The 23731-nt window shown below is 59.1% G+C and carries 20 protein-coding genes; 10 read left to right on the top strand and 10 right to left on the bottom strand.

Features of this window, described 5'->3' with window-relative positions:
* Together FEM54_RS02430 and cobA are read left to right on the top strand one after the other, a co-directional pair.
* Positions 1 to 2105 (top strand): nitrate reductase (locus FEM54_RS02430; RefSeq protein ID WP_138449338.1); only part of this gene is annotated, 2105 nt, incomplete at its 5' end.
* Positions 2106 to 2115: 10 nt separating this feature from the next.
* Positions 2116 to 2859: a uroporphyrinogen-III C-methyltransferase gene (cobA, locus tag FEM54_RS02425; protein WP_099548799.1), complete on the top strand. Its 744-nt coding sequence runs from the start codon at positions 2116 to 2118 to the stop codon at positions 2857 to 2859.
* A 60-nt stretch (positions 2860 to 2919) separates the two neighbouring features.
* On the opposite strand, the gene FEM54_RS02420 is transcribed toward cobA, so the two are convergent.
* The 8 genes from FEM54_RS02420 to ppsA form a co-directional block, all read right to left on the bottom strand.
* Complete coding sequence (locus FEM54_RS02420) at positions 2920 to 3900, bottom strand: OmpA family protein (RefSeq protein ID WP_017134761.1); 981 nt, start codon at positions 3898 to 3900, stop codon at positions 2920 to 2922.
* 107 nt (positions 3901 to 4007) lie between these two features.
* Positions 4008 to 4598 (bottom strand): RNA polymerase sigma factor SigX, encoded by a 591-nt coding sequence (sigX, locus tag FEM54_RS02415; RefSeq protein ID WP_017134760.1) that lies wholly within the window; start codon positions 4596 to 4598, stop codon positions 4008 to 4010.
* 87 nt (positions 4599 to 4685) lie between these two features.
* Positions 4686 to 5510, bottom strand: a complete 825-nt coding sequence (locus FEM54_RS02410) for a mechanosensitive ion channel family protein (RefSeq protein WP_003193288.1) — start codon at positions 5508 to 5510, stop codon at positions 4686 to 4688.
* 2 nt (positions 5511 to 5512) lie between these two features.
* Positions 5513 to 5758 (bottom strand): hypothetical protein, encoded by a 246-nt coding sequence (locus FEM54_RS02405; protein WP_005790375.1) that lies wholly within the window; start codon positions 5756 to 5758, stop codon positions 5513 to 5515.
* A gap of 86 nt (positions 5759 to 5844) precedes the next feature.
* Complete coding sequence (locus tag FEM54_RS02400; protein WP_138449336.1) at positions 5845 to 6840, bottom strand: zinc transporter ZntB; 996 nt, start codon at positions 6838 to 6840, stop codon at positions 5845 to 5847.
* Between the two features lie 25 nt (positions 6841 to 6865).
* Positions 6866 to 7354, bottom strand: a complete 489-nt coding sequence (gene rraA, locus FEM54_RS02395; protein WP_169985266.1) for a ribonuclease E activity regulator RraA — start codon at positions 7352 to 7354, stop codon at positions 6866 to 6868.
* A gap of 234 nt (positions 7355 to 7588) precedes the next feature.
* Entirely contained in the window at positions 7589 to 8578 is a 990-nt protein-coding gene (locus tag FEM54_RS02390; RefSeq protein ID WP_138449333.1) for an alpha/beta fold hydrolase, read from the bottom strand.
* A 106-nt stretch (positions 8579 to 8684) separates the two neighbouring features.
* Entirely contained in the window at positions 8685 to 11060 is a 2376-nt protein-coding gene (ppsA, locus tag FEM54_RS02385; protein ID WP_138449331.1) for a phosphoenolpyruvate synthase, read from the bottom strand.
* Between the two features lie 178 nt (positions 11061 to 11238).
* On the opposite strand from ppsA, the gene ppsR reads away from it, so the two are divergent.
* Positions 11239 to 12057, top strand: a complete 819-nt coding sequence (gene ppsR / locus FEM54_RS02380; RefSeq protein ID WP_003193298.1) for a posphoenolpyruvate synthetase regulatory kinase/phosphorylase PpsR — start codon at positions 11239 to 11241, stop codon at positions 12055 to 12057.
* A gap of 178 nt (positions 12058 to 12235) precedes the next feature.
* Here the strand turns inward: ppsR and FEM54_RS02375 are convergent, their stop codons facing one another.
* A complete protein-coding gene (locus tag FEM54_RS02375; RefSeq protein WP_099548997.1) occupies positions 12236 to 13660 on the bottom strand; it encodes an aminotransferase-like domain-containing protein in 1425 nt (474 codons plus the stop codon).
* A gap of 160 nt (positions 13661 to 13820) precedes the next feature.
* On the opposite strand from FEM54_RS02375, the gene FEM54_RS02370 reads away from it, so the two are divergent.
* Genes FEM54_RS02370 through FEM54_RS02350 form a run of 5 tightly spaced genes read left to right on the top strand, consistent with a single transcriptional unit; the run spans position 13821 to position 19306 of the window.
* On the top strand, positions 13821 to 14714 hold the full coding sequence (locus FEM54_RS02370; RefSeq protein WP_017134754.1) for a DMT family transporter: 894 nt from the start codon (positions 13821 to 13823) through the stop codon (positions 14712 to 14714).
* Between the two features lie 35 nt (positions 14715 to 14749).
* The gene (gene moeB / locus FEM54_RS02365; RefSeq protein WP_138449329.1) at positions 14750 to 16612 is read left to right on the top strand and encodes a molybdopterin-synthase adenylyltransferase MoeB; all 1863 of its coding nucleotides are present in this window, start codon (positions 14750 to 14752) and stop codon (positions 16610 to 16612) included.
* A gap of 15 nt (positions 16613 to 16627) precedes the next feature.
* The gene (locus FEM54_RS02360) at positions 16628 to 17542 is read left to right on the top strand and encodes a PLP-dependent cysteine synthase family protein (protein ID WP_017134752.1); all 915 of its coding nucleotides are present in this window, start codon (positions 16628 to 16630) and stop codon (positions 17540 to 17542) included.
* 37 nt (positions 17543 to 17579) lie between these two features.
* Complete coding sequence (locus tag FEM54_RS02355) at positions 17580 to 18572, top strand: serine O-acetyltransferase (protein WP_017134751.1); 993 nt, start codon at positions 17580 to 17582, stop codon at positions 18570 to 18572.
* A gap of 2 nt (positions 18573 to 18574) precedes the next feature.
* A complete protein-coding gene (locus FEM54_RS02350) occupies positions 18575 to 19306 on the top strand; it encodes an alanyl-tRNA editing protein (protein ID WP_017134750.1) in 732 nt (243 codons plus the stop codon).
* A gap of 62 nt (positions 19307 to 19368) precedes the next feature.
* Here the strand turns inward: FEM54_RS02350 and FEM54_RS02345 are convergent, their stop codons facing one another.
* Positions 19369 to 20217, bottom strand: coding sequence for a hypothetical protein (locus FEM54_RS02345; RefSeq protein ID WP_138449327.1), 849 nt, complete (start codon positions 20215 to 20217; stop codon positions 19369 to 19371).
* 390 nt (positions 20218 to 20607) lie between these two features.
* Between FEM54_RS02345 and FEM54_RS02340 the strand changes: the two genes are divergently transcribed.
* A complete protein-coding gene (locus FEM54_RS02340; RefSeq protein ID WP_099548794.1) occupies positions 20608 to 22353 on the top strand; it encodes an ABC transporter permease in 1746 nt (581 codons plus the stop codon).
* 14 nt (positions 22354 to 22367) lie between these two features.
* The gene (locus FEM54_RS02335) at positions 22368 to 23690 is read left to right on the top strand and encodes an ABC transporter ATP-binding protein (RefSeq protein WP_138449325.1); all 1323 of its coding nucleotides are present in this window, start codon (positions 22368 to 22370) and stop codon (positions 23688 to 23690) included.
* The last annotated feature ends 41 nt before the right edge of the window (positions 23691 to 23731 follow it).

The following is a 23731-nucleotide window of genomic DNA, read 5'->3' as shown; positions in this document are numbered from 1 at the left end:
ACCCACGGCGCACAGACACTTGCGATTTGGCCGACCTGCACCTGGCGATCCTGCCGGGCACCGATGTGGCGCTGTTCCATGGGATCTTGCACCTGTTGCTGTGGGAAGACTGGATCGACCGCGACTTTATCCAGGCGCATACCGATGGGTTGCTCGAGTTGAAACGACTGGTGCATGACTACACGCCGCAGATGGTCACGCAGTTGTGCGGCATCAGCGTCGAGCAGTTGCGCGTGTGTGCAGAGTGGGTCGGCACCTCCGGCAGTTTTCTCTCGCTGTGGTGCATGGGGCTCAACCAGTCCACCGCCGGCAGCGCCAAAAACAGTGCGCTGATCAACCTGCACCTGGCCACCGGCACCATTGGTCGGCCGGGTTGCGGGCCGTTTTCCCTGACCGGCCAGCCAAATGCCATGGGCGGACGCGAAACCGGCAGTTTGTCGAACCTGCTGCCGGGGCATCGCGAGGCGGCCAACCCTGAGCACAGGGCTGAAGTCGCGGCCTATTGGGGCGTTGAATCGTTGCCGGCGCCTACCGGGCTTACGGCTATCGAACTGTTCGAACAGATCCAGGCCGGCAAGATCAAGGCCGTGTGGATTGCCTGTACCAACCCCGCGCAATCCTTGCCGGACCAGAACAGCGTGCGTGCGGCATTAGCGGCCTGCCCGTTCGTGGTGTTGCAGGAGGCTTTTCGCACCACCGAAACCGCCGCCTACGCCGACCTGCTGTTACCCGCCGCCAGTTGGGGCGAGAAAGAAGGCACGGTGACCAATTCCGAACGGCGGATTTCCCACGTACGCCGCGCCATCGACCCACCCGGGGAAGCACGGCCGGACTGGGCGATTACCGTGGATTTCGCACAGCGCCTTGAGCAACGCTTGCGTCCGGGGTTGCCGAGTTTGTTCGCCTTCGAGCAACCGGCGCAGATCTTTGATGAGTACAAGATGTTGACCCGTAACCGCGACCTTGACCTGTCGGGAATCAGCCATGCCCTGCTCGATCAGCTCGGCCCGCAGCAATGGCCATTTCCCGCGGGCGCACAAGCGGGCACGCCGCGCCTGTACACCGAGGGTGTGTTCCCGACAGACAGCGGCCGCGCGCACTTTATCGCCGACCCTTACCGCGCCGCCAAAGAACAACGTGACGCGCGCTTCCCACTGACCCTGATCACCGGGCGCCTGCGCGATCAATGGCACGGCATGAGCCGCACCGGCACAGCCGCGCAGTTGTTCGGGCACGTCAATGAAGCACTGCTGAGCCTGCACCCGGATGAGCTGCGTCGGCACCGTTTCAAAGAGGGCGATCTGGTCAGCCTGAAAAGCCGTCGTGGCAGCGTGATTATCGCCGTCAGCAGCGATGACAGCGTGCGCCCGGGCCAGGCATTCCTGCCGATGCATTGGGGTGATCGCTTTCTCAAGGGCGGTGTTAATGCCCTTACCCAGCCGGCGTTCGACCCCTTGTCGAAACAGCCCGAACTCAAACACAGCGGCGTGCGCCTGGAGCCAGTGCAACTGCCGTGGCAGCTGTTCGCGCTGATCGAGGGAAATGTGCAGCAACACTTTGACGCCCTACGCCCGCTGTGTGAGGGCTTTGCCTACGTCAGCTTGAGCCTGGCCGGGCGTGAACGGCCGGCTCTTCTGGTGCGCGCAGCCCATACCGAGGCGCCCGACTTGCAACTGTTAACCCGTATCGACGAACTGCTGGGCCTCAATGACGGCCCGGTCATGGCCTATGACGATCCGCGGCGTTCGATTGGCAAGCGGGTAAAAATCGAAAAAGGCCGCATCACCGCGCTGCGCCTGGCCGGCGAAACCCTGGCACGGCATTGGTTGCAGAGTTTGTGGTTGGAAGGCCGTGCCGACGATCAACTACGGCGCTGGTTACTTGCGCCGCTCAGTGCACCACCGGGCGGCGCGGCAGCCAGCAGTAAAATTTTGTGCAACTGCAAGAACGTCAGTGAAAGCGCGGTATGCGCCGGTATCGGCCGTGGCCTGGACCTGGCCGGGCTTAAGCAGGAACTGGGCTGCGGCACGCAGTGCGGCTCTTGTGTACCGGAAATCAAACGTCTTTTGGCCAGCACGTCGCTGCCAATCGCAATCAGTGTGTGAGGGGATAAACATGAGCGCAAAAGTCTGGCTGGTAGGCGCAGGCCCCGGTGATCCGGAGTTGTTAACCCTCAAGGCGGTACGCGCCCTGCACGCAGCCGATGTGGTGCTGATCGATGATTTGGTCAACCCGAGGGTGCTGGAGCACTGCCCGGACGCTCGGGTGATAACCGTGGGCAAGCGCGGCGGCTGCCGTTCGACACCCCAGGATTTTATCCACCGCCTGATGCTGCGCTATGCGCGCCAAGGCAAATGCGTGGTGCGACTTAAGGGCGGCGACCCGTGTATTTTCGGCCGGGGCGGCGAAGAAGCGCTGTGGTTGCGTGAACGCGGGGTTGAGGTGGAATTGGTCAACGGGATTACCGCGGGCCTGGCAGGTGCAACGAACTGCGATATTCCCCTGACGCTGCGCGGGGTCAGCCGCGGTGTGACGCTGGTCACGGCGCATACCCAGGACGACAGCAGCCTGAACTGGCGTGCCTTGGCCGAGGGCGGTACGACATTGGTGGTGTATATGGGCGTGGCGAAGCTGGAGGAGATTCGTCAGCAATTGCTGGAGGGCGCAATGGCAGCGGATACGCCGGTGGCGATGATCGAGAACGCATCATTGCCTCAGCAACGCGAGTGCCGCAGCACTCTGGCGCACATGCATACCGATGCACAGGTATTTGCTCTGAAAAGCCCTGCAATCCTGGTGATCGGCAGTGTTGCTGGCGCAGGGCAAGCCGCCTCTATTACTGTGTCAGCCAGCGCCTGAGGTAAATTTCAGGCAAAAAAAAGCCCGGCCTAAGCCGGGCTTTTTTCTACCACTCAGTAATTACTGAGCTTGAGCTTCAACCGACGCTTCTACGCGACGGTTAACAGCGCGACCAGCTTCAGTTGCGTTGTCAGCAACTGGGCGGGATTCGCCGTAACCTACCGCGGTGATGCGGCTAGGAGCAACGCCGTCTTTAACCAGGACTTGCTTAACAGCGTCAGCACGACGCTGGGACAGCTTCTGGTTGTAAGCGTCTGGACCGATGGAGTCAGTGTGACCAGCAACTTCTACGTTGGTAGCTGGGTACTGAGCCATGAAGTCGGCCAGGTTTTTCACGTCGCCGTAGCTGTTAGGCTTAACAACCGACTTGTCGAAGTCGAACTTAACGTCCAGCTCAACACGAACAACCTGAGCAACTGGAGCTTCTGGCTCTGGAGTTGGCTCTGGAGCTGGTGCTGGGGTAGGAGCTGGAGCAGCTGCGCCAGCGTTACCGCCGAAGTTCACACCCAGGCCGACCAGTGCGGAGTAGTCCCACTTGCCGTTGTCCAGTGCGTAGTCAGCTTCAACACCGGCACGAGCGTACACGTTGTTGGTGAAGTAGTACTTCACGCCAGCGCCGGCGATAGCCAGGGTGGACTGGTCGCGACCGCTGTGGCCGTCAGCTTTGACGTTGCCACGGCTTTGGTGGCCGAAACCGCCTTCTACGTATGGACGCAGGCTGTCAACGCCAGCCTGGCCGAAGTGGTACTGAGCAGTCAGGCTGCTAGTGTCGCCACCGATCTTCTGGCTGCCAGTACCGTCGTTCGAACGGGTGTGGTTGGTTTTGTCGTAGGACAGGTTCAACGACAGGTCGTCGGTCAGGAAGTAACCAATGCGAGCGCCTGGGTTGAAGCCGTCTTCGATGTGCTTAACGCTATCGTTGTACTGCTTCTTGTAGAACAGCTCGCCTTCAACTGCGCCTTGGCCTTGTGCCAGTGCGCCGAAAGAAGTAGCGGCAATAATAGAACCAATGGCAAAGCCCAAGGTGTTTTTCAGTTTCATCCGTTAAATCCCCATCTGGTGATTGTAAAGCAGTCCCACAAACCGGGGGACAACTCGGCGACAAGTCTAACAGAACTTGCCTACACGTAAGAGATATTTGCCACGCACTAAGTTTCAGTCTCGCCCGCAAATTTCTCACGTAATTTATCAAGAGCACGCTTGTAACGCATTTTTGTAGCACTCAAACCCATGTGCATGATGTCAGCAATTTCCTGAAACTCCAGCTCTGCGACAAATCGTAGCACCAGAATTTCCCGGTCAATCGGATTCACATGCACCAACCAGCGATCAAGTCCGGCCTTTTCCTCGGGTACCGGCGCCTTTTCTTCAGACGCTTCCTCAAGGGGGTCCAGACTTAAAGCGTCCATCAAGCGACGCTTTCGCCGTTCCTTACGATACTGCGTGATGCACTCGTTGTACGTGATGCTATAGAGCCATGTCTTGAACTTCGATTTGCCCTCGAAGTTCTTCAGGCCGTACAGCACCTTGAGCATCACTTCCTGACAGACATCATCCGCATCTCTATCGTTCCCTAAATACCTTGAACAAACGTTGAACAGAGTGCGTTGATACCTGCGCATCAATTCTTCGTACGCGCGTGTTACGTGAAACAGCTCCGTGTGCGAGCGCGCGACCAACTCCTCATCAGAGAGCTCACGGGGGTCATAGCGCGTGGACAGCGTTTGGGCTTTATTCAAAACAAGTCGTGCCGACAGTCAGGTCAATGTCCGCTACAGCCCGGTCTCCCGGGTTTGCGGCGGCGTACATTAGCAGGATTTGCCGGGTTAGCGGCTACTGACCTGCTGCTCGAGGAGAATCCGATTGGACAGCGATACCAGCTCACCGTCATCGGTCAGCACCGTCGTCTTGACCGTGCCGATCTCCTCGATTTGCCCTTCGACCTCGCCCACACGCACCTGTTGCCCAACCTGATACAGCTCACGCACATAGATTCCCGCAAGAATCTGACCGGCAATTTCCCGGCTTCCCAAACCCATGGCCAGCGCAACTGCCAGACCAACGGTAATCAAAACAATCACAATCACGTGGTTTAGAAGGTCAGTTTTGACCTCCAGCTGGCTGATCGCGACGGAAATACTGATGATGATCACCAGCCCCTGGGCAATTCGCCCCAGGCCCGCAGCATAGTCCAACCCCACGCCTTCAGCAGCACCGCGCACCAGCCCGTTGGCCAGTTGCGCCAGTAAAACACCTACCAGCAACACCAGCGCGCCGCCGAAAACCTTCGGCAAATACAGCGCCAGCATGTCGAGCGTAGCTGAAACTCGCTCAAGTCCAAGGGATTGAGCCGCAGAAACCAGAAAAATAAGCAGAACGAACCAATAAACGATCTTACCGATGAGGGTTGAGATCGGCACTTGCAGCCCTGCACGGCCCAGCAGCTTGGTCAGGCCGGTGCCCGCCATCAAGCGATCCAGCCCCAATTTTGCGAGCAATTTGGACAGCAGGGTGTCGAGCAACTTGGCCACGACAAAGCCCAGCAACACCAAAACCAGAGCACCAAACAGGTTGGGAATGAAATTCGCCACCTTGGTCCACAATGCGGTCATCGCGGTGACCAGGCTCTGGGTCCAGAGATCAAGTTCCATATTCAATCAGCCTTATCAGCAGTGCGAGCAAGAGGTTTACGACGCGAAACCGGCGATACGTGGGCCGAACCATTGTTCAGGGCCATCATCAACGCCGGCAACCAACGACCCAGCAGACCGAACAGGTCACCCGCCCCTACCTGACGGTTGGCGGTTTTCAACACGCGGCCCAGGCATGCATCGTCATCACGGTTGGATGGCGACGCATTGAGCATGTCACGCAAAGACTGTTCGAACGGATCGTGCATAAAGACCTCTCGCAAGTGAGTTAAAAGACGAGGGTTAAATTCTTTGGGTCACATGTGCCCCTGCCTGTGTTCAGGTCATATTCAGGTCAAACCCAGCGCAATCGTCGAAATAGCCACCATTGCCCCAGTGCTACCGAGACCATCAACAAGCAGGCAATCACGAATCCATAGGGGCTGGCAGAGAACGGAATCCCGCCCACATTTATACCCAGCAAACCGGTCAGAAAACTCATCGGCAGGAAGATCCCGGTGATGATCCCGAAGCGGTACATGGTGCGATTCATGCGTACGCTCAAGCGCCGGTCTTCAGCCTCAAGTACCAGCACCACGCGCTCCCGGGTCAGTTCGAGCTCTTCCAGGTAGCGGGTCAGGCTGTTGTTCAATTCGTTCCAGTAGTCAGCATCGTCATCACAAAACCACGGTAATTTGATCCGCGTCAGCTGCGCAAAAATATCCCGCTGCGGCGCCAGGAAACGCTTCAATCCGGCAGCCCGTCGACGGATCTGCAAGACGTTGCCATGCTCCGGGGTATACCGTTCGTCGGCATCGAGTTTTTCTTCCTCTAAATCGACGACTTCGGACAGGTCGGTGACCAGATCCTGCACTTTATTGGTCAGGTACTGCGCCATATAAAGGATGAGTTCAGAGGCGGTTTTTGGCCCTTTGCCCTCAGCCAGTTGCACCAGCAGCTCATCGGTAGCCCGCAATGGGCGCAAGCGCAGGGAAATCACGCGACTGGCTGCCGCGAAAATACGCACCGAGACCATGTCTTCCGGCTCGGCGCCAGGGTTGAGGTTGACTCCGCGCAGAAACAACAGCAATTCGCTGTCCGGCAGCGGCAACAGGCGCGGTCGGGTGTTTTCCTCCAGCAACAAGTCGCAGGCAAATTCGCTCAAACCGCTGGATTTACGCAACCAGGTCTGGGTTTGTGGATGGCTGCGATCCCAATGCAGCCACAGGCTTTCCTGGGGCTGCAGCTGCAAATCATCGAGCTCAGTCCGGGCAATCGAACGCGCACCGCCTTTACCGTCCAGCACCAGGGCATGCACCAGCCCCCATTGCGCGTTTTCTTCCTCGAACATCCTCACCCCTTTCGGCTACTGCGGTTTATTCAGGCATTTTCAGCGGGCTTGGCGAAACGATCACGCCATTATTGTCGGCGTAGACGTACTCACCAGGGCGGAATGTCACGCCGGCAAACGTCACCACCACGTTCAGGTCGCCAATGCCGCGCTTGTCGGTCTTCATGGGGTGAGGCGCCAACGCCTGCACACCCAGGTCTGTCTGGGCGAGGACGTCGACATCACGCACACAACCGTAGATCACCAACCCTTCCCAACCATTTTTTGCAGCTTTCTCGGCGATCATGTCGCCCAGCAGCGCGCGACGCAGGGAACCGCCGCCATCGACCACCAGCACTTTGCCGGCGCCTGGTTGGTCGGCCTGTTCCTTGACCAGCGAATTGTCTTCGAAGCACTTGATGGTGACGATTTCACCGCCAAAGGAGTCTCGGCCACCGAAATTACTGAACATCGGCTCAACTACCTGCACCAGCTCCGGGTAGGCGTCGCACAGATCGGGCGTCACGTAATGAATCATCGGGAAACTCCTGTCATCAAGGAAGAGGTCGAACATCCCACGGTGTACATCAGAAAAACGCGTCACAACGGCTGAAGTTTAAGCGCTCACCCCTCAGCGGCGGCCATGATCAGACCCACGCCATCGCAACGCAATAGCGACTGCGCGACTGAATATGACCAGAAGCGTTTGACGCGTCATATCTTAGCCGCAACCTCTCTGGAGTGAAACGCCCTTGGCAGAGCGGTTATGCTAAACCGTTGCAGCTACTTGGGGCTCTGCTGCGAATAAAGGTGTCAGTGGATCTTTCAGCCATTGCGCCATCAACGGCCACACTTCGGCCTGCGCGGCCTTGCTGACCAGCATCTCGACGTGCCCGAAATCCCCGCTGAAGCCTTGCTTGCGCCCCAGGCACAGGTATTGGCGGTGTTCAGAGCCAACTTGTTCGAACAACTTGCGACAAGCCCAGTCCGGGTCCTGTTGATCGCCAGCAGCGCTGACCGCCAGCAGCGGCACGTCGACATCGGCCAGGCCTTTCCACCAGTCCTGCTTGCCATCGCCAAAACGACCGAACAGGCCGTTCCAGCGCATGGCTTCGATCATCACGCCCGCCGGCTCGTCCTCGGGGCCGCGTTTGAGCCGTACACCGGATACTTCACCAAAGCGTTTCAAGAGCAAACGGCCGCTCCACTCCAGCGGCGGAATCTTCAACGGCCAGTGGGTGCGGCTGACCTGGCAGCCAAACAGGGCTACCGACGCCACGGCTGGCGCGCCAAGGTGCTGACCGCCCAAAGCCGCTGCCAAGGCAGTGCCGCCCAGGGAGTGGCCGATCCAGTGCGGGATTTGTGCGCTTTGCTCACGGACAAACGCGCCGATCGCCGGCAAATCGTAACGCGCATAATCGGCGACGCGGTTTCTGGCGTAATCCTGATTGCGCTTGGACAGGCCATGGCCGCGCATTTCCGGGATCCACACATCAAACCCCTGACGCGCCAGGTAAGCGCCCAGGCCGATACCTTTGGGCGAATACCAGAAGCGCCGATTGGAAAAACTGCCGTGCAATAAAATTACCGGCGCGCCCCGGTTTTCCGGGACATCTGCCAGGCCCAAACGGGTCACAGCCAGCTCAACGGTGCCGTCGGGGCTGTTGCCGGGTTTGAGGCGGTACACATCTTCACTCAGGTCGCCACGACGTTCAGCGCTGATCAAGGCGACGGGAAATAGGTTGCTGCTGCTTTGCATAATGCTCTTGCACAAAAAAGGGCGGCGTCCGGATGGAATTCCGCCCTGTACAGATAAGAATGCCGGTCACCCAGGCTGGGTGACCGGCACTTTTGACGTCACGTCCTTAAGCGGACGCTTGGCCTTCCGCCAGGAAGAACCAGGTTTCCAGCACGGAGTCGGGGTTCAGCGAGACGCTTTCGATACCCTGCTCCATCAGCCATTTGGCCAGGTCCGGGTGGTCGGAAGGGCCTTGGCCGCAGATACCGATGTACTTGCCGGCCTTGTTGCAGGCCTGAATGGCGTTGGCCAGCAGCTTCTTGACCGCAGGGTTACGCTCATCAAACAGGTGCGCGATGATCCCCGAGTCACGGTCCAGGCCCAGGGTCAACTGGGTCAGGTCGTTGGACCCGATGGAGAAGCCGTCGAAGAACTCCAGGAACTCCTCGGCCAGGATGGCGTTGGACGGCAGTTCGCACATCATGATCACGCGCAGGCCATTCTCGCCGCGGGACAAGCCGTTTTCAGCCAGCAGGTCGACGACTTGGCTCGCTTCGCCCAGGGTCCGTACAAACGGCACCATGATCTCGACGTTGGTCAGGCCCATCTCGTTGCGCACGCGCTTGAGGGCACGGCATTCGAGTTCGAAGCAGTCACGGAAGGCTTCGCTGATGTAACGCGAAGCGCCACGAAAGCCCAGCATCGGGTTTTCTTCTTCGGGCTCGTAGAGCTTGCCGCCGATCAGGTTGGCGTACTCGTTGGACTTGAAGTCCGACAGGCGCACGATGACCTTTTTCGGGTAGAACGCCGCCGCCAGGGTGCTGATGCCTTCCACCAGCTTCTCGACGTAGAAACCCACTGGATCGTTGTAGCCGGCGATGCGCTTGTCGACGCTTTCCTTGATTTCCAGCGGCAGGCCGTCGTAATTCAACAGCGCCTTAGGGTGTACGCCGATCATGCGGTTGATGATGAACTCGAGGCGGGCCAAGCCCACACCGGCGTTCGGCAACTGCGCGAAATCGAACGCACGGTCGGGGTTGCCGACGTTCATCATGATCTTGAACGGCAGGTCCGGCATCGCATCGATGGAGTTTTGCTTGATATCGAAGCCCAGTTCACCTTCAAAGATGAAGCCAGTGTCGCCTTCGGCACAGGACACGGTCACACCCTGGCCGTCTTTCAACAGTTGGGTGGCGTTGCCGCAACCGACGACTGCGGGAATCCCCAACTCACGGGCAATGATCGCCGCGTGGCAGGTACGCCCGCCACGGTTGGTGACGATGGCGCTGGCGCGCTTCATCACTGGTTCCCAGTCCGGGTCGGTCATGTCGGAGACCAGCACGTCACCGGGCTGGACTTTGTCCATTTCAGACACGTCCTTGATGATCCGCACTTTGCCGGCGCCGATGCGCTGGCCGATGGCACGGCCTTCCACCAGCACAGTGCCGGTTTCTTTCAACAGGTAGCGTTCCATCACGTTGGCCGGAGTGCGGCTTTTCACGGTTTCCGGACGCGCTTGCACGATGTACAGCTTGCCGTCGTCACCGTCCTTGGCCCACTCGATGTCCATCGGGCACTTGTAGTGCTTTTCGATGATCATCGCTTGTTTGGCCAGTTCGCTGACTTCAGCGTCGGTCAGGCAGAAACGCGCGCGTTCGGCCTTGTCGACTTCAACGGTTTTCACCGAGCGACCGGCCTTGGCCTCGTCGCCGTAGATCATCTTGATGGCCTTGCTGCCCAGGTTGCGGCGCAAGATGGCCGGGCGGCCGGCCTCAAGGGTGTGTTTGTGGACGTAGAACTCGTCCGGGTTAACCGCGCCTTGTACGACGGTTTCGCCCAGGCCGTAGGCGCCGGTGATAAACACCACGTCACGGAAACCGGATTCGGTGTCCAGGGTGAACATCACGCCGGCGGTGCCGGTTTCCGAACGCACCATGCGCTGCACACCGGCAGACAAGGCCACCAGCTTGTGGTCGAAACCCTGGTGTACGCGGTAGGAAATAGCGCGGTCATTGAACAGCGAGGCAAACACTTCCTTGGCGGCGCGGATCACGTTTTCAACGCCGCGGATGTTCAGGAAAGTTTCCTGCTGGCCAGCAAAAGAGGCGTCCGGCAAGTCTTCGGCGGTGGCCGAGGAGCGCACGGCAACTGCCATGTCCGGGTTGCCGGCCGACAGTACTGCGAAGGCGGTACGGATTTCTTCGTTGAGCTTCTCGGGGAACTCGGCGTCCATGATCCATTGGCGGATCTGGCTGCCGGTTTTCGCCAGGGCATTGACGTCATCGACGTCCAGGGCGTCCAGCGCGGCGTGGATCTGGGCGTTGAGGCCGCTCAGCTCGAGGAAATCGCGGTAAGCCTGGGCCGTGGTGGCGAAACCACCGGGCACCGACACACCAGCGCCTGCAAGATTACTGATCATCTCGCCGAGGGATGCGTTCTTGCCCCCCACATGCTCTACATCATGGACGCCGAGCTTATCGAGGGAAACTACGTACTCTACCAAGGTGATCTCTCCACTTTCTGTGTTGGAAAAGCTCAGGACGCCGGCGGCTCAGTAGGAGCAAACGCCAGCGCTTGTGGCCTGGACCTGGAAAATAAGTGAGAATGCGGCCCACTGCGGGACGGCAAAATCGCGCCTATCATATCCAAGATTCGCCATCAGCTTAAGGCCCAGGGCTCAAATGAAACGATCTGCTTTCTTTATCTCCGACGGCACCGGCATCACAGCCGAAACATTGGGTCAGAGCCTGCTCGCGCAGTTCGAAAACATTACCTTCGCCAAATTCACGCGGCCTTATATAGACAGCGTGGATAAAGCGCGGGCCATGGTACAACAAATCAATCTGGCGGCTGAAAAAGACGGTTTTCGCCCGATCATTTTCGACACCATCGTCAATCAAGACATTCGTGAGATCCTGGCAACCTCCAATGGTTTCATGATCGACATCTTCTCTACGTTCCTGGCGCCATTGGAACAGGAGCTGAGTGAACATTCCTCCTACTCCGTGGGCAAGTCCCATTCCATTGGCCACAACTCCAACTATATGGAGCGTATCGAGGCGGTGAACTTCGCCCTCGACAACGATGACGGCGCCCGCACCCACTACTATGACAAGGCTGACTTGATCCTGGTGGGCGTGTCTCGGTGCGGCAAAACCCCGACCTGCCTGTACATGGCCATGCAATTCGGTATCCGCGCAGCCAACTACCCGCTCACCGAAGACGACATGGAGCACCTGACGCTGCCTGCCGCCCTGCGTGCGCATTCGCACAAGCTGTTCGGCCTCACCATCGACCCGGACCGTCTTACCGCCATCCGCAACGAGCGCAAGCCCAACAGCCGCTACTCCAGCTATGCCCAGTGCGAGTTCGAGGTGCGCGAAGTGGAAAATCTATTCCGTCGCGAGAATATTGCGCACATCAATTCCACGCATTTTTCGGTGGAAGAGATTTCGGCGAAGATTCTGGTGGAAAAAGGTGTGGAGCGCCGCTTCAAATAGTGGGTGCCTGCACGGCCCCCATCGCAGGCAAGCCAGCTCCCACAAGGGAATGCATTCCAAATGGGGGAGATTCTGGTGGAGATCTGAACTGGCCCCAGCAAGCCAGCTCCCACAGGGGAATGCATTCCAAATGTGGGAGCTGGCTTGCCTGCGATGAACGATAACGCGGTAAACCTGCCTACAGCTGAAACCTGTCACCGCCCTGCCCCAGCGCGGTGGCCAGCGCATCAAAGCCCTCACGCAGCAACTGATCATCGCCTGACGTATTACAAATACTCGCCCGAATAAACTGCGGCACCGCCGTCTGCCCTACGGCAAATGCCTCAGCGGTGGCGATCAGGTAATTATTCTGCTTGAGCTCCGCCTCGATTTCCGACGCACGCCAGGGCTCCGGCACTTCAATCCAGAAGTGCGGGCTGTTGAGGTGAGTGCGGTATTCCAGCCCCACCAGCAGATCACGCACCAGAGCCTTGCGCCGGCTGATCTCGTTGATTTGCTGGCGCAGCAGGTATTCCGCCGTGCCGTTTTCGATCCATTGCGTCGCCAGCTCCAGCGTCACCGGCGTAGCCATCCAGCAGGTCGAGCGCAAGGCCGCCGAAATCCGGCTGACCAATGCCGGTGGCGCATGCACATACCCCACCCGCAGCCCGGCAGACACCGCCTTGCTCAGGCTGCTGATCAAAATCGTACGCTCGGGCGCGAAAAAGCTCAGCGGTGGCGGGCGATCTTCCACCAACACGCCGTGGGCTTCGTCTTCCAGAATCAACAGATTATGCTCGCGGCACACCTTGGCCAGCGCTTCCCGGCGTGCGACCGACAGCACGGCCGTGGTCGGGTTCTGGATCGTCGGGGTGCAGTACAGCGCCGAAACCCGGTGATTACGACAGACTTCATCCAGCGCACCCGGCAGCACGCCTTCGTCATCCATCTCCAGGCCGATCAGCCGTACACCGAGCATACGTGCGGCGGTGATAAGCCCTGGGTAAGTCAGTTGCTCAGTGACCACCGTATCCCCCGCCCGCAGCAACGCCATCATGGCGCAGAGCAGGCCATGCTGGCCGCCGTTGACGCAGATGACCTGCTCGGGAATCGGATGAAAATCGCGCTGCACCAGCCATTGCGCACCGGCCTCGCGGTAGCGCGGCAAACCGGCATCCGGCGTATAGGCGCTGATGTCCTGGAGGAATTTGGCGTTGGTCGACAAGGTTTGGAAGCTCTGGGCCAGAAACACCGTCTCTTGCCCGGGAATGTGCATGTTGCGGCTCATATCGAAGTACTGGCGTGGCTCTTCGCTGACGTTGCGAAAGCCTTCATCACGCTGGCGCTCCATCCCACGCTTGCGCACGAAAGTGCCGTCACCGACACGCGCCACCACTAACCCCAGGCGTTCCAGCTCGCCGTAGGCTCGGCTGATGGTGCCGATGGTCACGCCAAGGTTATCGGAAAGAACCCGATGGGGCGGCAGTTTGCGCCCCGGCTCAATCAAGCCTTCAAGGATGCCCCGCTCCATCACATCGGACAGGCGTTTGTACTTGACGCCCTGACCGCTGGACAACCCCTCACGCATAATTGACACCATGTCAATATTTGTTTTGACAGCCATCATTCGCCCTAATAGTGTGCTTTTACGGGTTCAATCACCGGATGAAACAACTTAATACACAGTCAATATAGAGTTCAATTCCGGCTCAGGGAAGCAATAAACGATGCCAATGTCCGCCGTTCTTGAAAACACTACAAAAACAAAAAATCAGAAACAGTGGTTGGCCGGTCTGGTCACCAGCGTGATGTTTCTCATCGTGTGCCTGAGTTGGGGCACCACCTGGCTGGGCATCAAGATCGCCGTCGAAAGCGTGCCGCCGCTGACGTCCGCCGGGCTGCGCTTTCTGATCGCATTCCCGCTGTTCCTGTGTTTTGCCCTGGTGCGCCGCGAGCCGATCCTGTTCCCGCGCGAAAGCCGCTGGTTCTTCGTATTTGTGACCCTGTCGTACTTCAGCGTTCCCTATTACTTGCTCAACTACGGCGAGATGCATGTGTCGTCCGGCCTCACCGCGCTGCTGTTCAGCTGCATGCCGGTGTTCATCCTGATTTTTTCCGCGCTGTTTTTGCGCGAGCGCATCTACTTTTCCCAGGTGGTCGGCATCGGCATCGGTTTCGGCAGCCTCTACATGATCATCAAGAGCCAGGGCCTGCACCTGGACCACGCCGAATTCTTCGGCGTGCTGGCAATTCTGACCGCCGCGATCATGCATGCCTTGTGCTACGTCATTACCAAACAGAAAGGCAGCGCCATCAGCGTGATTACCTACAACACATTGCCCATCGGCATCGCCGGGTTGATGCTGTTCGTGGCCGGCCTGTGGTTTGAAACACCGACGTTCGAAAACATCACCCTGCGTTCATGGAGTGCCTTGTTCTACTTGGGATTGGTCGCGTCGGTGGGCGGGTTTATCGTGTACTTCATGTTGCTCAAACGTTTGAGCCCGATCATTTTGTCATTCGTGTTCATCATCTTCCCGGTGTTCGCGGTGATCATCGGCGCCTGGTACGAGGGCGTGGAAATTTCCCGTGACCTGATGCTGTACTCGGCCATCCTGCTGGCCGGCTTTGCGATCACCAAGTTGCCAGTTGAAAAACTCCTGGCCAAGAAAAATTGACCCTTAAACCACAACTACAACAACGCGAGAGAAACATGGAAGTCCTCCGCCCCACCGCTCTAGAACAGATCTATGCCCATGCCAGCCGCAGCTACCCGGAAGAATGCTGCGGTTTTGTCTTCGCCGATGGCAGTGTGTACCTGGGCAACAATATCCAGAATGAGCTGCACCACAAGAACCCCGAGATGTACCCGCGCAGCGCGGCCAATGGCTATACCTTTTCGGTGGCCGACACCCTGCTGATGAACAAGGCGTTTCGCAGCGACAACCCGGTGGTGGTGATCTACCACTCCCACCCGGACGTCGGCGCCTATTTCAGTGATGAAGACCAGGACAAGGCACTGTTCCTGGGTGAGCCGATCCACCCCGTCAGCTACCTGGTGGTGGACGTGCGCCAGGGCCAGGCCCTGGGCTCAAAGCTGTTTGCCTGGGATGGCAAGCAATTCGCCCTTAAACCCTTCAACGACCTGCACACGGAGTTGTCCATGAACGCTGTCTCTTTCCCCGATATTCTGGTTCGCGTGGCCAAGCTGCCGGAATCGACCCTTGAGGGCACTGGATCGACATTGCGCGAAGTCATTGAAAACCTCTGCAGCAGCCACCCACAACTGCGCACGCACCTGTTTCATGAAAAGAACAACCAGCTCAAGGAACACTTCCTGTTCACCGCCGAGGAAGAACTGATCGGCGCCGATGAGCAGTTGCCGAAAAAAGCCAGGATCGAAGTGCTGCTGGCCACCTCCGGTGGCATGGACGTGGAGCAACTGAGCAACGAAGAAGTGCAGCGCTACGTACGCCACATCACCCTGCCCGGCGTCGGCAGGGAAGGCCAGTTGAACCTGAAAAAAGCCAAGGTATTGATCATCGGCACCGGCGGCCTGGGTTCGCCCATCAGCCTGTACCTCGCGGCAGCCGGCATCGGCACCCTGGGCCTGGTGGATTTCGATGTGGTCGAGAGCAGCAACCTGCAACGCCAGATCGTGCATGGCAACAGCACCCTGGGCATGCCCAAGGTCGAGTCGGCCAAGCGGCGGCTGCAAGACCTCAACAGCCATATCCAGATCAATGCCCACGACACTGCACTCAACGCCGACAATGCGTTGGAGCTGGTCGGCGCTTATGACCTGGTGATCGACGGCACTGACAACTTCGACACCCGCTACCTGGTCAACGATGCCTGCGTGCAACTGGGCAAGCCGTTGGTGTACGGCGCCATCTACCGCTTCGATGGGCAGATCAGCGTGCTCAACTACAAAGGCGGGCCGTGCTACCGCTGCCTGTTTCCTTCAGCACCGCCGGCCGAGTTGGCACCCAATTGCAGCGCCGGGGGCGTTATCGGTGTGCTGCCGGGTGTGGTCGGGATGATCCAGGCCACCGAAGCGATTAAATTACTCATCGGCATCGGCGAACCGCTGTCGGGCCGCCTGATGCGCTTCGACGCGCTGGCCATGAAGTTCAGCGAGATACGCTTCAAACGCCGTGCCGACTGCCCATGCTGCTCAGACCTGCGCCACAGCGAAAGCGTCGCGCCAGCCGTTTGCGCGGACGCCCTCCCGAGCCAGCCCGCGTTGGCCGAGGAGCGCTACATCAAACCACGCGTGCTCAAGCAACTGCTCGAACACCCACGCAGCGCCGACGTGCTGCTGGATGTGCGCGACGCCAGCGAGCTGGAGGTGTGCAAATTGCCGGGCGTGGTGCATATCCCCCTGGCCGAACTGGATGGGCAGTTGGACAGCCTCAGCCGCGACAATACCCATTACCTGATCTGCTACGCCGGAACCCGCGCCGAGCAAGCGGCCAGCACTCTGCTGGCCGCCGGCTTCGCCAATACCAAAGTCCTGCAGGGCGGCATGAAACATTGGGTTCGCGACGTCGAACCCGACATGCCTTTGTACTGATCCGGGGGCTGAGCGATGTTGCATAACTCTATTCTCGACGTGATCGGCCATACGCCGATCGTGCGCCTGGCGCAGTTTTCCGAAGACCTCGGCATCGAGGTCTACGCCAAGCTCGAATCCCTCAACCCTGGCGGCAGCCACAAGGCGCGTATTGCCCTGGGCATGATCCTCGACGCAGAACGCCGAGGCGTGCTGATTCGCAACTGCGGGCAAACCATCATCGAGCCCAGCGGCGGCAATACCGGCATTGGCCTGGTGATGGCCGGCAATGTGCTGGGCTACAAAGTGGTGCTGGTGATCCCTGACAACTACAGCCCCGAAAAACAGAAACTGCTGCGTTTATACGGCGCCAAGGTGGTGCTGTCGGACAGCCGTCTGGGCAACAACTCCCACGGCGAAAAGTGCATGGAACTGCAGTTGGAAAACCCCAACTTCGTGATGCTCAACCAGCAGCGTAATGGCGCCAACCCGCAGACTCACCGCGACACCACCGCACCGGAAATCCTCCGCGCGTTCGGCGAGCAGCGGGTGGACTACTTCGTCAGCGGCATCGGCACCGGTGGCCATATCACCGGCATCGGCGAAACCCTCAAGGCAGCCTGGCCCGCGATGCGCATCATGGGTGTGGAACCGGAGGAGTGCGACCTGCTCAAGGACCAGCACGCGCCGCACCATATTCAGGGCCTGTCGATCGGCTTGATCCCGAGCATTCTTAACGTGGGTGTACTGGACGGCATGCTCAAGGTCTCACGCCTGGCGTGCCTCGACATGATGAAACGCATCATGCGCACCGACGCCATCAGCTTGGGTTTGTCTTCGGCCGCCAACATGGTTGCCATTGCCCAACTCGCTCCCGAACTCCCGCCTGAAACGGTGGTGTTGACCATGGTCTACGACAATGCCGATAGCTACCTGCCCAATTTCGAATAATCGGTTTTTCAACCATCCAGACTGTGGGGGTGCCTCCATGGGGGGCTTTATCGACATGCAACAGCTGCACGATGAGTTGCTCACTCACCTCATCCAGACCCTGACGCCTGCGCAGATGAAGCAGTTGGAGCCGCATTTGGCGCCATTGATCCAGAATGCCGCCCAGGCCGTGGCAGAGGACTTGATTGCCTATGCCTATCGCGACCCGGCGTCCCGTGGGCGTGGCGAACTGATCCTGGAATCCTACGCGTCGTTCAAGGCAGTGCTGTTCTACCGGCTGGCACACTTGGTGTGGAATTTTCCCGACCCGGCCAACGGTGTGTTTTCACGCATGGCTCTCAAGCTCAGCAACCAGGGCAAAATCCTCTCCGGCGCCGAAATCCACCCCGCAGCCCGCATTGGCCGGCGCTTTGTGCTGGATCACGGCTTCGGCACCGTGATCGGCGAAACCTGCGAGATCGGTAACGATTGCTACATCCTCTGCGGCGTGACCCTCGGCGCCCGAGGCATTGCCAATAATCCGGACGGCAAACGCCACCCGCGCCTGGGCAATAACGTCGAGGTCGGCTCCGGCGCCCGTGTGCTGGGCTATGTGCTGATTGGCGACAACGTGTTTATCAGCCCTTCGTGTGTGATCACCCAGGATGTGCCGGCGGGCACCAAGGTCAAGGTGGTCAACCAGATCCAATTACAAAAGAATGCCGAATCGGATCACAGCAATTACCTGGGGGCTTTCGCGCTGGATGAGCGTTTGCACGTGGTTGGCGAAGTCAGCGCCAGCCACAAGGTCACGGTGCTGGATGCCGACTTTCACCCTTTGCAGGGGCTGCTGCTGGAGCCCACGGTGAAGGAGCGCCATCACTTGCAGTTTCGTCTGCGTCGCCTGGATACCGGCGACCATCTGCCACGCTTGCCGCTGAACCTGAAAGTCTGTGGCCCCGAATTTGAGATCACCCTGCTCTCCCCGCCTGGCTTGAGCGCAATGGTGCGTCACCTGCTGCAAGCCAGCCCACTGATCGTCGGAGGTTGAACATGTCCGTGCATACCATGGAAACCCTGGCGCTGTTTGACAGCGCGCCCTACCAGAACGCCTTCAGCGCCCGGGTGATTGCCGTCAGTGAACAAGGCATTGCCCTGGAACACACGCTGTTCTACCCCACCGGCGGTGGGCAACCGGGCGACACCGGGCACCTGACCCTGGCCGACGGCACGCGGGTCAACGTGACCGGCACCGTGCGCGACCCGGTGTTGCGCTCGATCATCTGGCACCAGGTTGAACACTGCCCCGAGCAATTGACGGCGGGCGTGCAGGTGGATGCCGGCCTGGATTGGGAACGGCGCTACCAGCACATGAAGATGCACACCTGCCTGCACCTGCTGTGCTCGATCATTGATGCGCCCGTCACCGGCTGCAGCATCAGCGCAGACAAAGGCCGCCTGGATTTCGATTTACCGGAAATGACCCTCGACAAGGACAGCATCACCCGCGACCTTAATGCCTTGATCGAACAAGCCCATGCCGTGAAGACCCTGTCGATGCCCGCCTCGGAATACTCGACCCTGCTGCAGATCACCCGCACCCAGGCGGTGGCGCCACCGGTCATCCAGGGCTCGGTGCGGGTAATAGAAATCGCCGGGATCGATATCCAGCCGTGCGGTGGCACCCACGTGATCAATACCGAAGAAATCGGCCGGGTGTTCTGCGAAAAAATCGAGAAGAAGAGCAAGCATAACCGCCGGGTGATCCTGCGGTTTGAGGGATAAAGCACGCGAGTCGGCCAAGCGTGGGCGCTGGAGACCCACGCTTGCCGAAGTGAAGCCAAGCCTTACTGCTTCGCCTCGTCAAGGTGCTTTTTCAACACTTGAACCTGTTCCTCAAGCAATGAAATTTGTGTGCTGTAGTAGGACTTCATCTCAGCAATACCCGCTTCGATATTAGCGTTGTCCACCCTGAATTGATCAGCGGTGGGCAGTGCCTGCGTGGGTGACTCGTTGGTCGGATCTGCCGGCTCATCGCTGGTGGTCATAATGGACTTATCCGCTGGCGCCGTTGGCGCCTGGGTTTCAGGTTTGGTCATCGTCTTGACGTGCTCAGTCATACTTTTAAGCTCCTTGCCCAACGCTTCAAAGGCCTCTTTCATCTGCTGCATGAGCTCGCCGATATCATCGCGCAACTGCGTATTTAGCTTGAGCGCCTCCTCAAGCTCTTGATCCTGGGCAACTTCAGTTGTCCGAGCGTCTTGAACAACCTGCTTAACCGACTCTTGAGGTGTTTGAGGCAGTTCTACGGGGGCCTCGTCGGTGTCTTTGCATGGAGCACTCAGTTGCTCACGCAGTTCGACAATATCGTTTTTAAGATTGACGATTTTCTCCTGGCACTCGGTGATAAACGCCTTGAAGTCGATCAGGAGCTGGTTATTTTTACCCAACAACTCCAGGGTCTCAGCCTGTGGGCCGACCTTATGCAATTGCGGCTGGTTAACGAGGGTGTTGTGGCTCGAAAACTGACCGCGTTGCTCTGCCGTCACGGGCGGCCGAGGAGCTGCAGCATCGCCCTGTGTGTCGACACCCGTTGAGGTATCGGCCATGTTTTTCTGACGAAGGGGCTGCGAATATTGCGACGCCTCGTAGCCCGTTGGGGAGTTCGTTTGTGGCCGGGTATTTACGCTATTCATAGGGTGCTTTCTCAAATCCAGACAGTGCTGAGTTGTGGGTTGGCAGAGACTTGCTGCGGCAAGTGATCTGACCCATTGATTGGCATTTATCTGAAAGCGGTTCCCGGGATACAGGATGTGTGGGTAGCTAATTATGTCGGCAGCTCAATCAGTCTTTTCCTGAAGGTTGATCAACGCAGGCAAAACCGGTGCCCAAGCCGCAGTTCGTACAGGAAACTGACAGCAAATTTATGTGCTTGTAACATTCAGAAACGTACAATCCCGCCAGCAATGCATCGTTGCCCCTGACTCACGAAAACAGCGCCCGTCCCTCCCGGTGGGGCATTCGTGCAGCAGCTAAGCTCACTCCCATTACGCCCCTGAACCTGAACGCTGCAGGACTGAATGCCTATGAACAAAGTGTTCCGCGATTACCTGCCGGCATCCACCCTGCGCTTACTGCCCAACCGCTGGGACCTGGTCGCGCTGCCGCTGGTGATCGGCTTTCTGCTGTTTTTCTCCCTTACCGCGCGGGAAACCTGGGCGCCCATCGCCACGTTGCAGAGTGAAGTCATTTCCCTCGACCCGGCCAACCTGCCGGAATACGCGATGCGCACCACGATGCGCATGCTCGCGGCCATGGTCGCGGCGCTGGTTTTTACCCTGCTGTACGGCACCCTGGCCGCCAAAAGCCGACGTGCTGAAAAGCTGCTGGTGCCGGTGCTCGATATCCTGCAATCGGTGCCAGTGCTCGGCTACATCTCATTCACGGTGACGTTCTTTCTGCTGCTGTTCCCTGGGCGCGTGCTCGGCGCCGAGCTCGCGGCGATCTTTGCGATCTTCACCAGCCAGGCCTGGAACATGACGTTCAGCTTCTATCAGTCGCTGCGCATGCTGCCCCACGATTTGGTAGAGGTGTCGACCAACCTGCGGCTTTCCGGCTGGCAGAAATTCTGGAAGCTCGATGTGCCGTTCGCCATGCCGGGGCTGGTGTGGAACATGATGATGAGCATGTCCGGCGGCTGGTTCTTCGTGGTTGCCTCCGAAGCCATCACCGTCGGCGACAAGACCATCACCCTGCCGGGCGTAGGTTCGTACCTGGCCTTGGCGATCGCCCAGAAAGACCTGCACGCCGTGGGTTACGTGATTTTGGCGATGATTGTGGTGATCCTGCTGTACGACCAGTTGCTGTTCCGCCCGTTGGTGGCCTGGGCTGACAAGTTCCGCATGGAAACCACCGCGTCCCAGGGCGCTGCGCCACAATCCTGGCTGCTGAACCTGATCCAGCGCACGCGCATCGTGCAACGCAGTCTGCGCCCTATTACCCGCACCTTCAGCCGGATCGGCAACAAACGCTTCAGCCTGGCGGGCGGTGCGCTCAAGGCGTTGCCGGCAGAAACACCGGCGGCGTCAAAAGTGATCGACTGGGTGTGGGGCACGTTGATTGCGTTGCTGGCCGCGTATGCGCTGTACCACATCGTGCAATACGTCGGCACCGAAGTGACCTTCGCCGAAGTCGGCCACGTGTTTGTACTGGGCCTGATCACCTTGCTACGCGTGGCCGGGCTGATTCTGATCGCCTCGCTGATCTGGGTGCCTTTAGGCGTAATGATCGGCTTGCGCCCTGCACTGGCGGAAAAAATCCAGCCGCTGGCACAGTTTCTCGCGGCTTTCCCGGCGAACCTGCTGTTCCCGGTGTTTGTGATCGTGATCCTGCACTACAACCTCAACCCGGATATCTGGCTGAGCCCGCTGATCGTGCTGGGCACCCAGTGGTACATCCTGTTCAACGTGATTGCCGGCGCCAGTGCCTTCCCCAATGACTTCAAGGAAGCCGCCGCCAACTTCCGCATCCGTGGCTGGCTGTGGTGGCGCAAGGTGATGCTGCCGGGGATCTTCCCCTATTACGTCACCGGCGCCATTACCGCCTCGGGCGGTGCCTGGAACGCCAGCATCGTGTCCGAGTACGTGTCCTGGGGCCAGGACAATGTGGTCGCCCATGGGCTGGGCGCCTACATCGCGCAAACCACCGCGGCCGGCGACTTCCCGAAAATTGCCCTGGGCGTGGTGGTGATGTCGATCTTCGTGGTGGCGTTCAACCGCGCAGTCTGGCGGCCGATGTACGCCATCGCTGAAAACAAACTTCGTCTGAATTGATGGGATTCGCCGTGATGACTACCTACACCGAAAACACTGCCGATACCCCGCAAATCTACTCGCTGAAAAACGTCAACCGGGTGTTCGGCAAAGGTAAAGACGAGCTGCAAGTGCTCAGCGGCGTCGACCTGAGCCTGCACGAGGGTGAGATCGTCGGCATGCTTGGCCGTTCCGGCTCGGGTAAATCCACCTTGCTGCGCATCATCGCCGGGCTGATCCAGCCATCATCCGGCGAAGTCCGCTACAACGGCGCGCCGCTCAACGGCCCGGCCGAAGGTGTGGCCATGGTGTTCCAGACCTTTGCCCTGTTCCCCTGGCTTACCGTGCTGGAAAACGTCGAAGCCGGCCTGCAAGCCTTGCAAGTCGAGCGCAAGGAAACCCGCCGGCGCGCCTTGGCCGCCATCGACTTGATCGGCCTCGACGGGTTTGAAAACGCTTACCCGCGCGAACTCTCCGGCGGCATGCGCCAGCGCGTGGGGTTTGCCCGTGGCCTGGTGGTCAACCCGACGCTGTTGCTGATGGACGAGCCCTTCTCGGCCCTTGACGTGCTCACCGCCGAGACGTTGCGCACTGACTTGCTCGACCTGTGGAGCGGCAAACAGCTGCCGATCAAGTCGATCCTGATCGTGACCCACAACATCGAAGAAGCGGTGCTGATGTGCGACCGTATTCTGGTGCTGTCATCCAACCCCGGCCGCGTGGTCGCCGAGATCAAGGTGCCGTTCGCGCACCCGCGCAACCGCCTGGACCCTACGTTCCGGCAAATGGTCGACGACATCTACGCACTGATGACCGACCGACGCAGCGCCGATGCCAGCCGTGGCATACCCGAGCTGAAAATGGGCAGCCTGCTGCCGGAGGTATCCACCAACCTGATGGCCGGCCTGATCGAAACCCTGGCCGCCGAGCCTTACAACGGCCACGCCGGCTTACCGACCGTGGCCGAACGGCGCTTGCTGGAAGTCGATGACCTGTTCCCGGTGGCCGAGATGCTCGAGCATTTGGGTTTCGCTGAACTCAAGGGCGCGGACATCACCCTCACCGAGGCCGGCAAGCTGTTCGCCGACTACGGCACGCAAGAGCGCAAAACCCTGTTCGCCGAGCACTTGATCAAACACGTGCCTCTGGCCGCGCGGATTCATCAAGTGTTGCTTGAACGCAGCGGGCACCGTGCGCCACGGGTGCGTTTTGAGCAGGAGCTGGAAGACTCGATGACCGAAGCCTTTGTGGAGAAAACCCTGGAAAGCGTGGTGGCGTGGGGGCGTTATGCGGAGATTTTCTCCTATGACGACCATACCGAGACATTCAGCCTGGATGATGTGGAAGGCAGTATGTAATGGACCAAGTGGGAGCTGGCTTTTGTGGGAGCTGGCTTGCC

The sequence above is a fragment of the Pseudomonas edaphica genome (assembly GCF_005863185.1).
Taxonomy (GTDB): Bacteria; Pseudomonadota; Gammaproteobacteria; order Pseudomonadales; family Pseudomonadaceae; genus Aquipseudomonas; species Aquipseudomonas edaphica.
This window is presented reverse-complemented; position numbering and strand designations above follow the sequence as displayed.

Excerpts from the sequence above, each read along its gene's own strand:
- cobA (WP_099548799.1), top strand. The coding sequence starts at position 2,116 with ATGAGCGCAAAAGTCTGGCTGGTAGGCGCAGGCCCCGGTGATCCGGAG.
- FEM54_RS02420 (WP_017134761.1), bottom strand. The coding sequence starts at position 3,900 with ATGAAACTGAAAAACACCTTGGGCTTTGCCATTGGTTCTATTATTGCC.
- FEM54_RS02410 (WP_003193288.1), bottom strand. The coding sequence starts at position 5,510 with ATGGAACTTGATCTCTGGACCCAGAGCCTGGTCACCGCGATGACCGCA.
- FEM54_RS02405 (WP_005790375.1), bottom strand. The coding sequence starts at position 5,758 with ATGCACGATCCGTTCGAACAGTCTTTGCGTGACATGCTCAATGCGTCG.
- FEM54_RS02400 (WP_138449336.1), bottom strand. The coding sequence starts at position 6,840 with ATGTTCGAGGAAGAAAACGCGCAATGGGGGCTGGTGCATGCCCTGGTG.
- FEM54_RS02390 (WP_138449333.1), bottom strand. The coding sequence starts at position 8,578 with ATGCAAAGCAGCAGCAACCTATTTCCCGTCGCCTTGATCAGCGCTGAA.
- ppsR (WP_003193298.1), top strand. The coding sequence starts at position 11,239 with ATGAAACGATCTGCTTTCTTTATCTCCGACGGCACCGGCATCACAGCC.
- FEM54_RS02375 (WP_099548997.1), bottom strand. The coding sequence starts at position 13,660 with ATGGCTGTCAAAACAAATATTGACATGGTGTCAATTATGCGTGAGGGG.
- moeB (WP_138449329.1), top strand. The coding sequence starts at position 14,750 with ATGGAAGTCCTCCGCCCCACCGCTCTAGAACAGATCTATGCCCATGCC.
- FEM54_RS02360 (WP_017134752.1), top strand. The coding sequence starts at position 16,628 with ATGTTGCATAACTCTATTCTCGACGTGATCGGCCATACGCCGATCGTG.
- FEM54_RS02355 (WP_017134751.1), top strand. The coding sequence starts at position 17,580 with ATGGGGGGCTTTATCGACATGCAACAGCTGCACGATGAGTTGCTCACT.
- FEM54_RS02350 (WP_017134750.1), top strand. The coding sequence starts at position 18,575 with ATGTCCGTGCATACCATGGAAACCCTGGCGCTGTTTGACAGCGCGCCC.
- FEM54_RS02345 (WP_138449327.1), bottom strand. The coding sequence starts at position 20,217 with ATGAATAGCGTAAATACCCGGCCACAAACGAACTCCCCAACGGGCTAC.
- FEM54_RS02340 (WP_099548794.1), top strand. The coding sequence starts at position 20,608 with ATGAACAAAGTGTTCCGCGATTACCTGCCGGCATCCACCCTGCGCTTA.
- FEM54_RS02335 (WP_138449325.1), top strand. The coding sequence starts at position 22,368 with ATGACTACCTACACCGAAAACACTGCCGATACCCCGCAAATCTACTCG.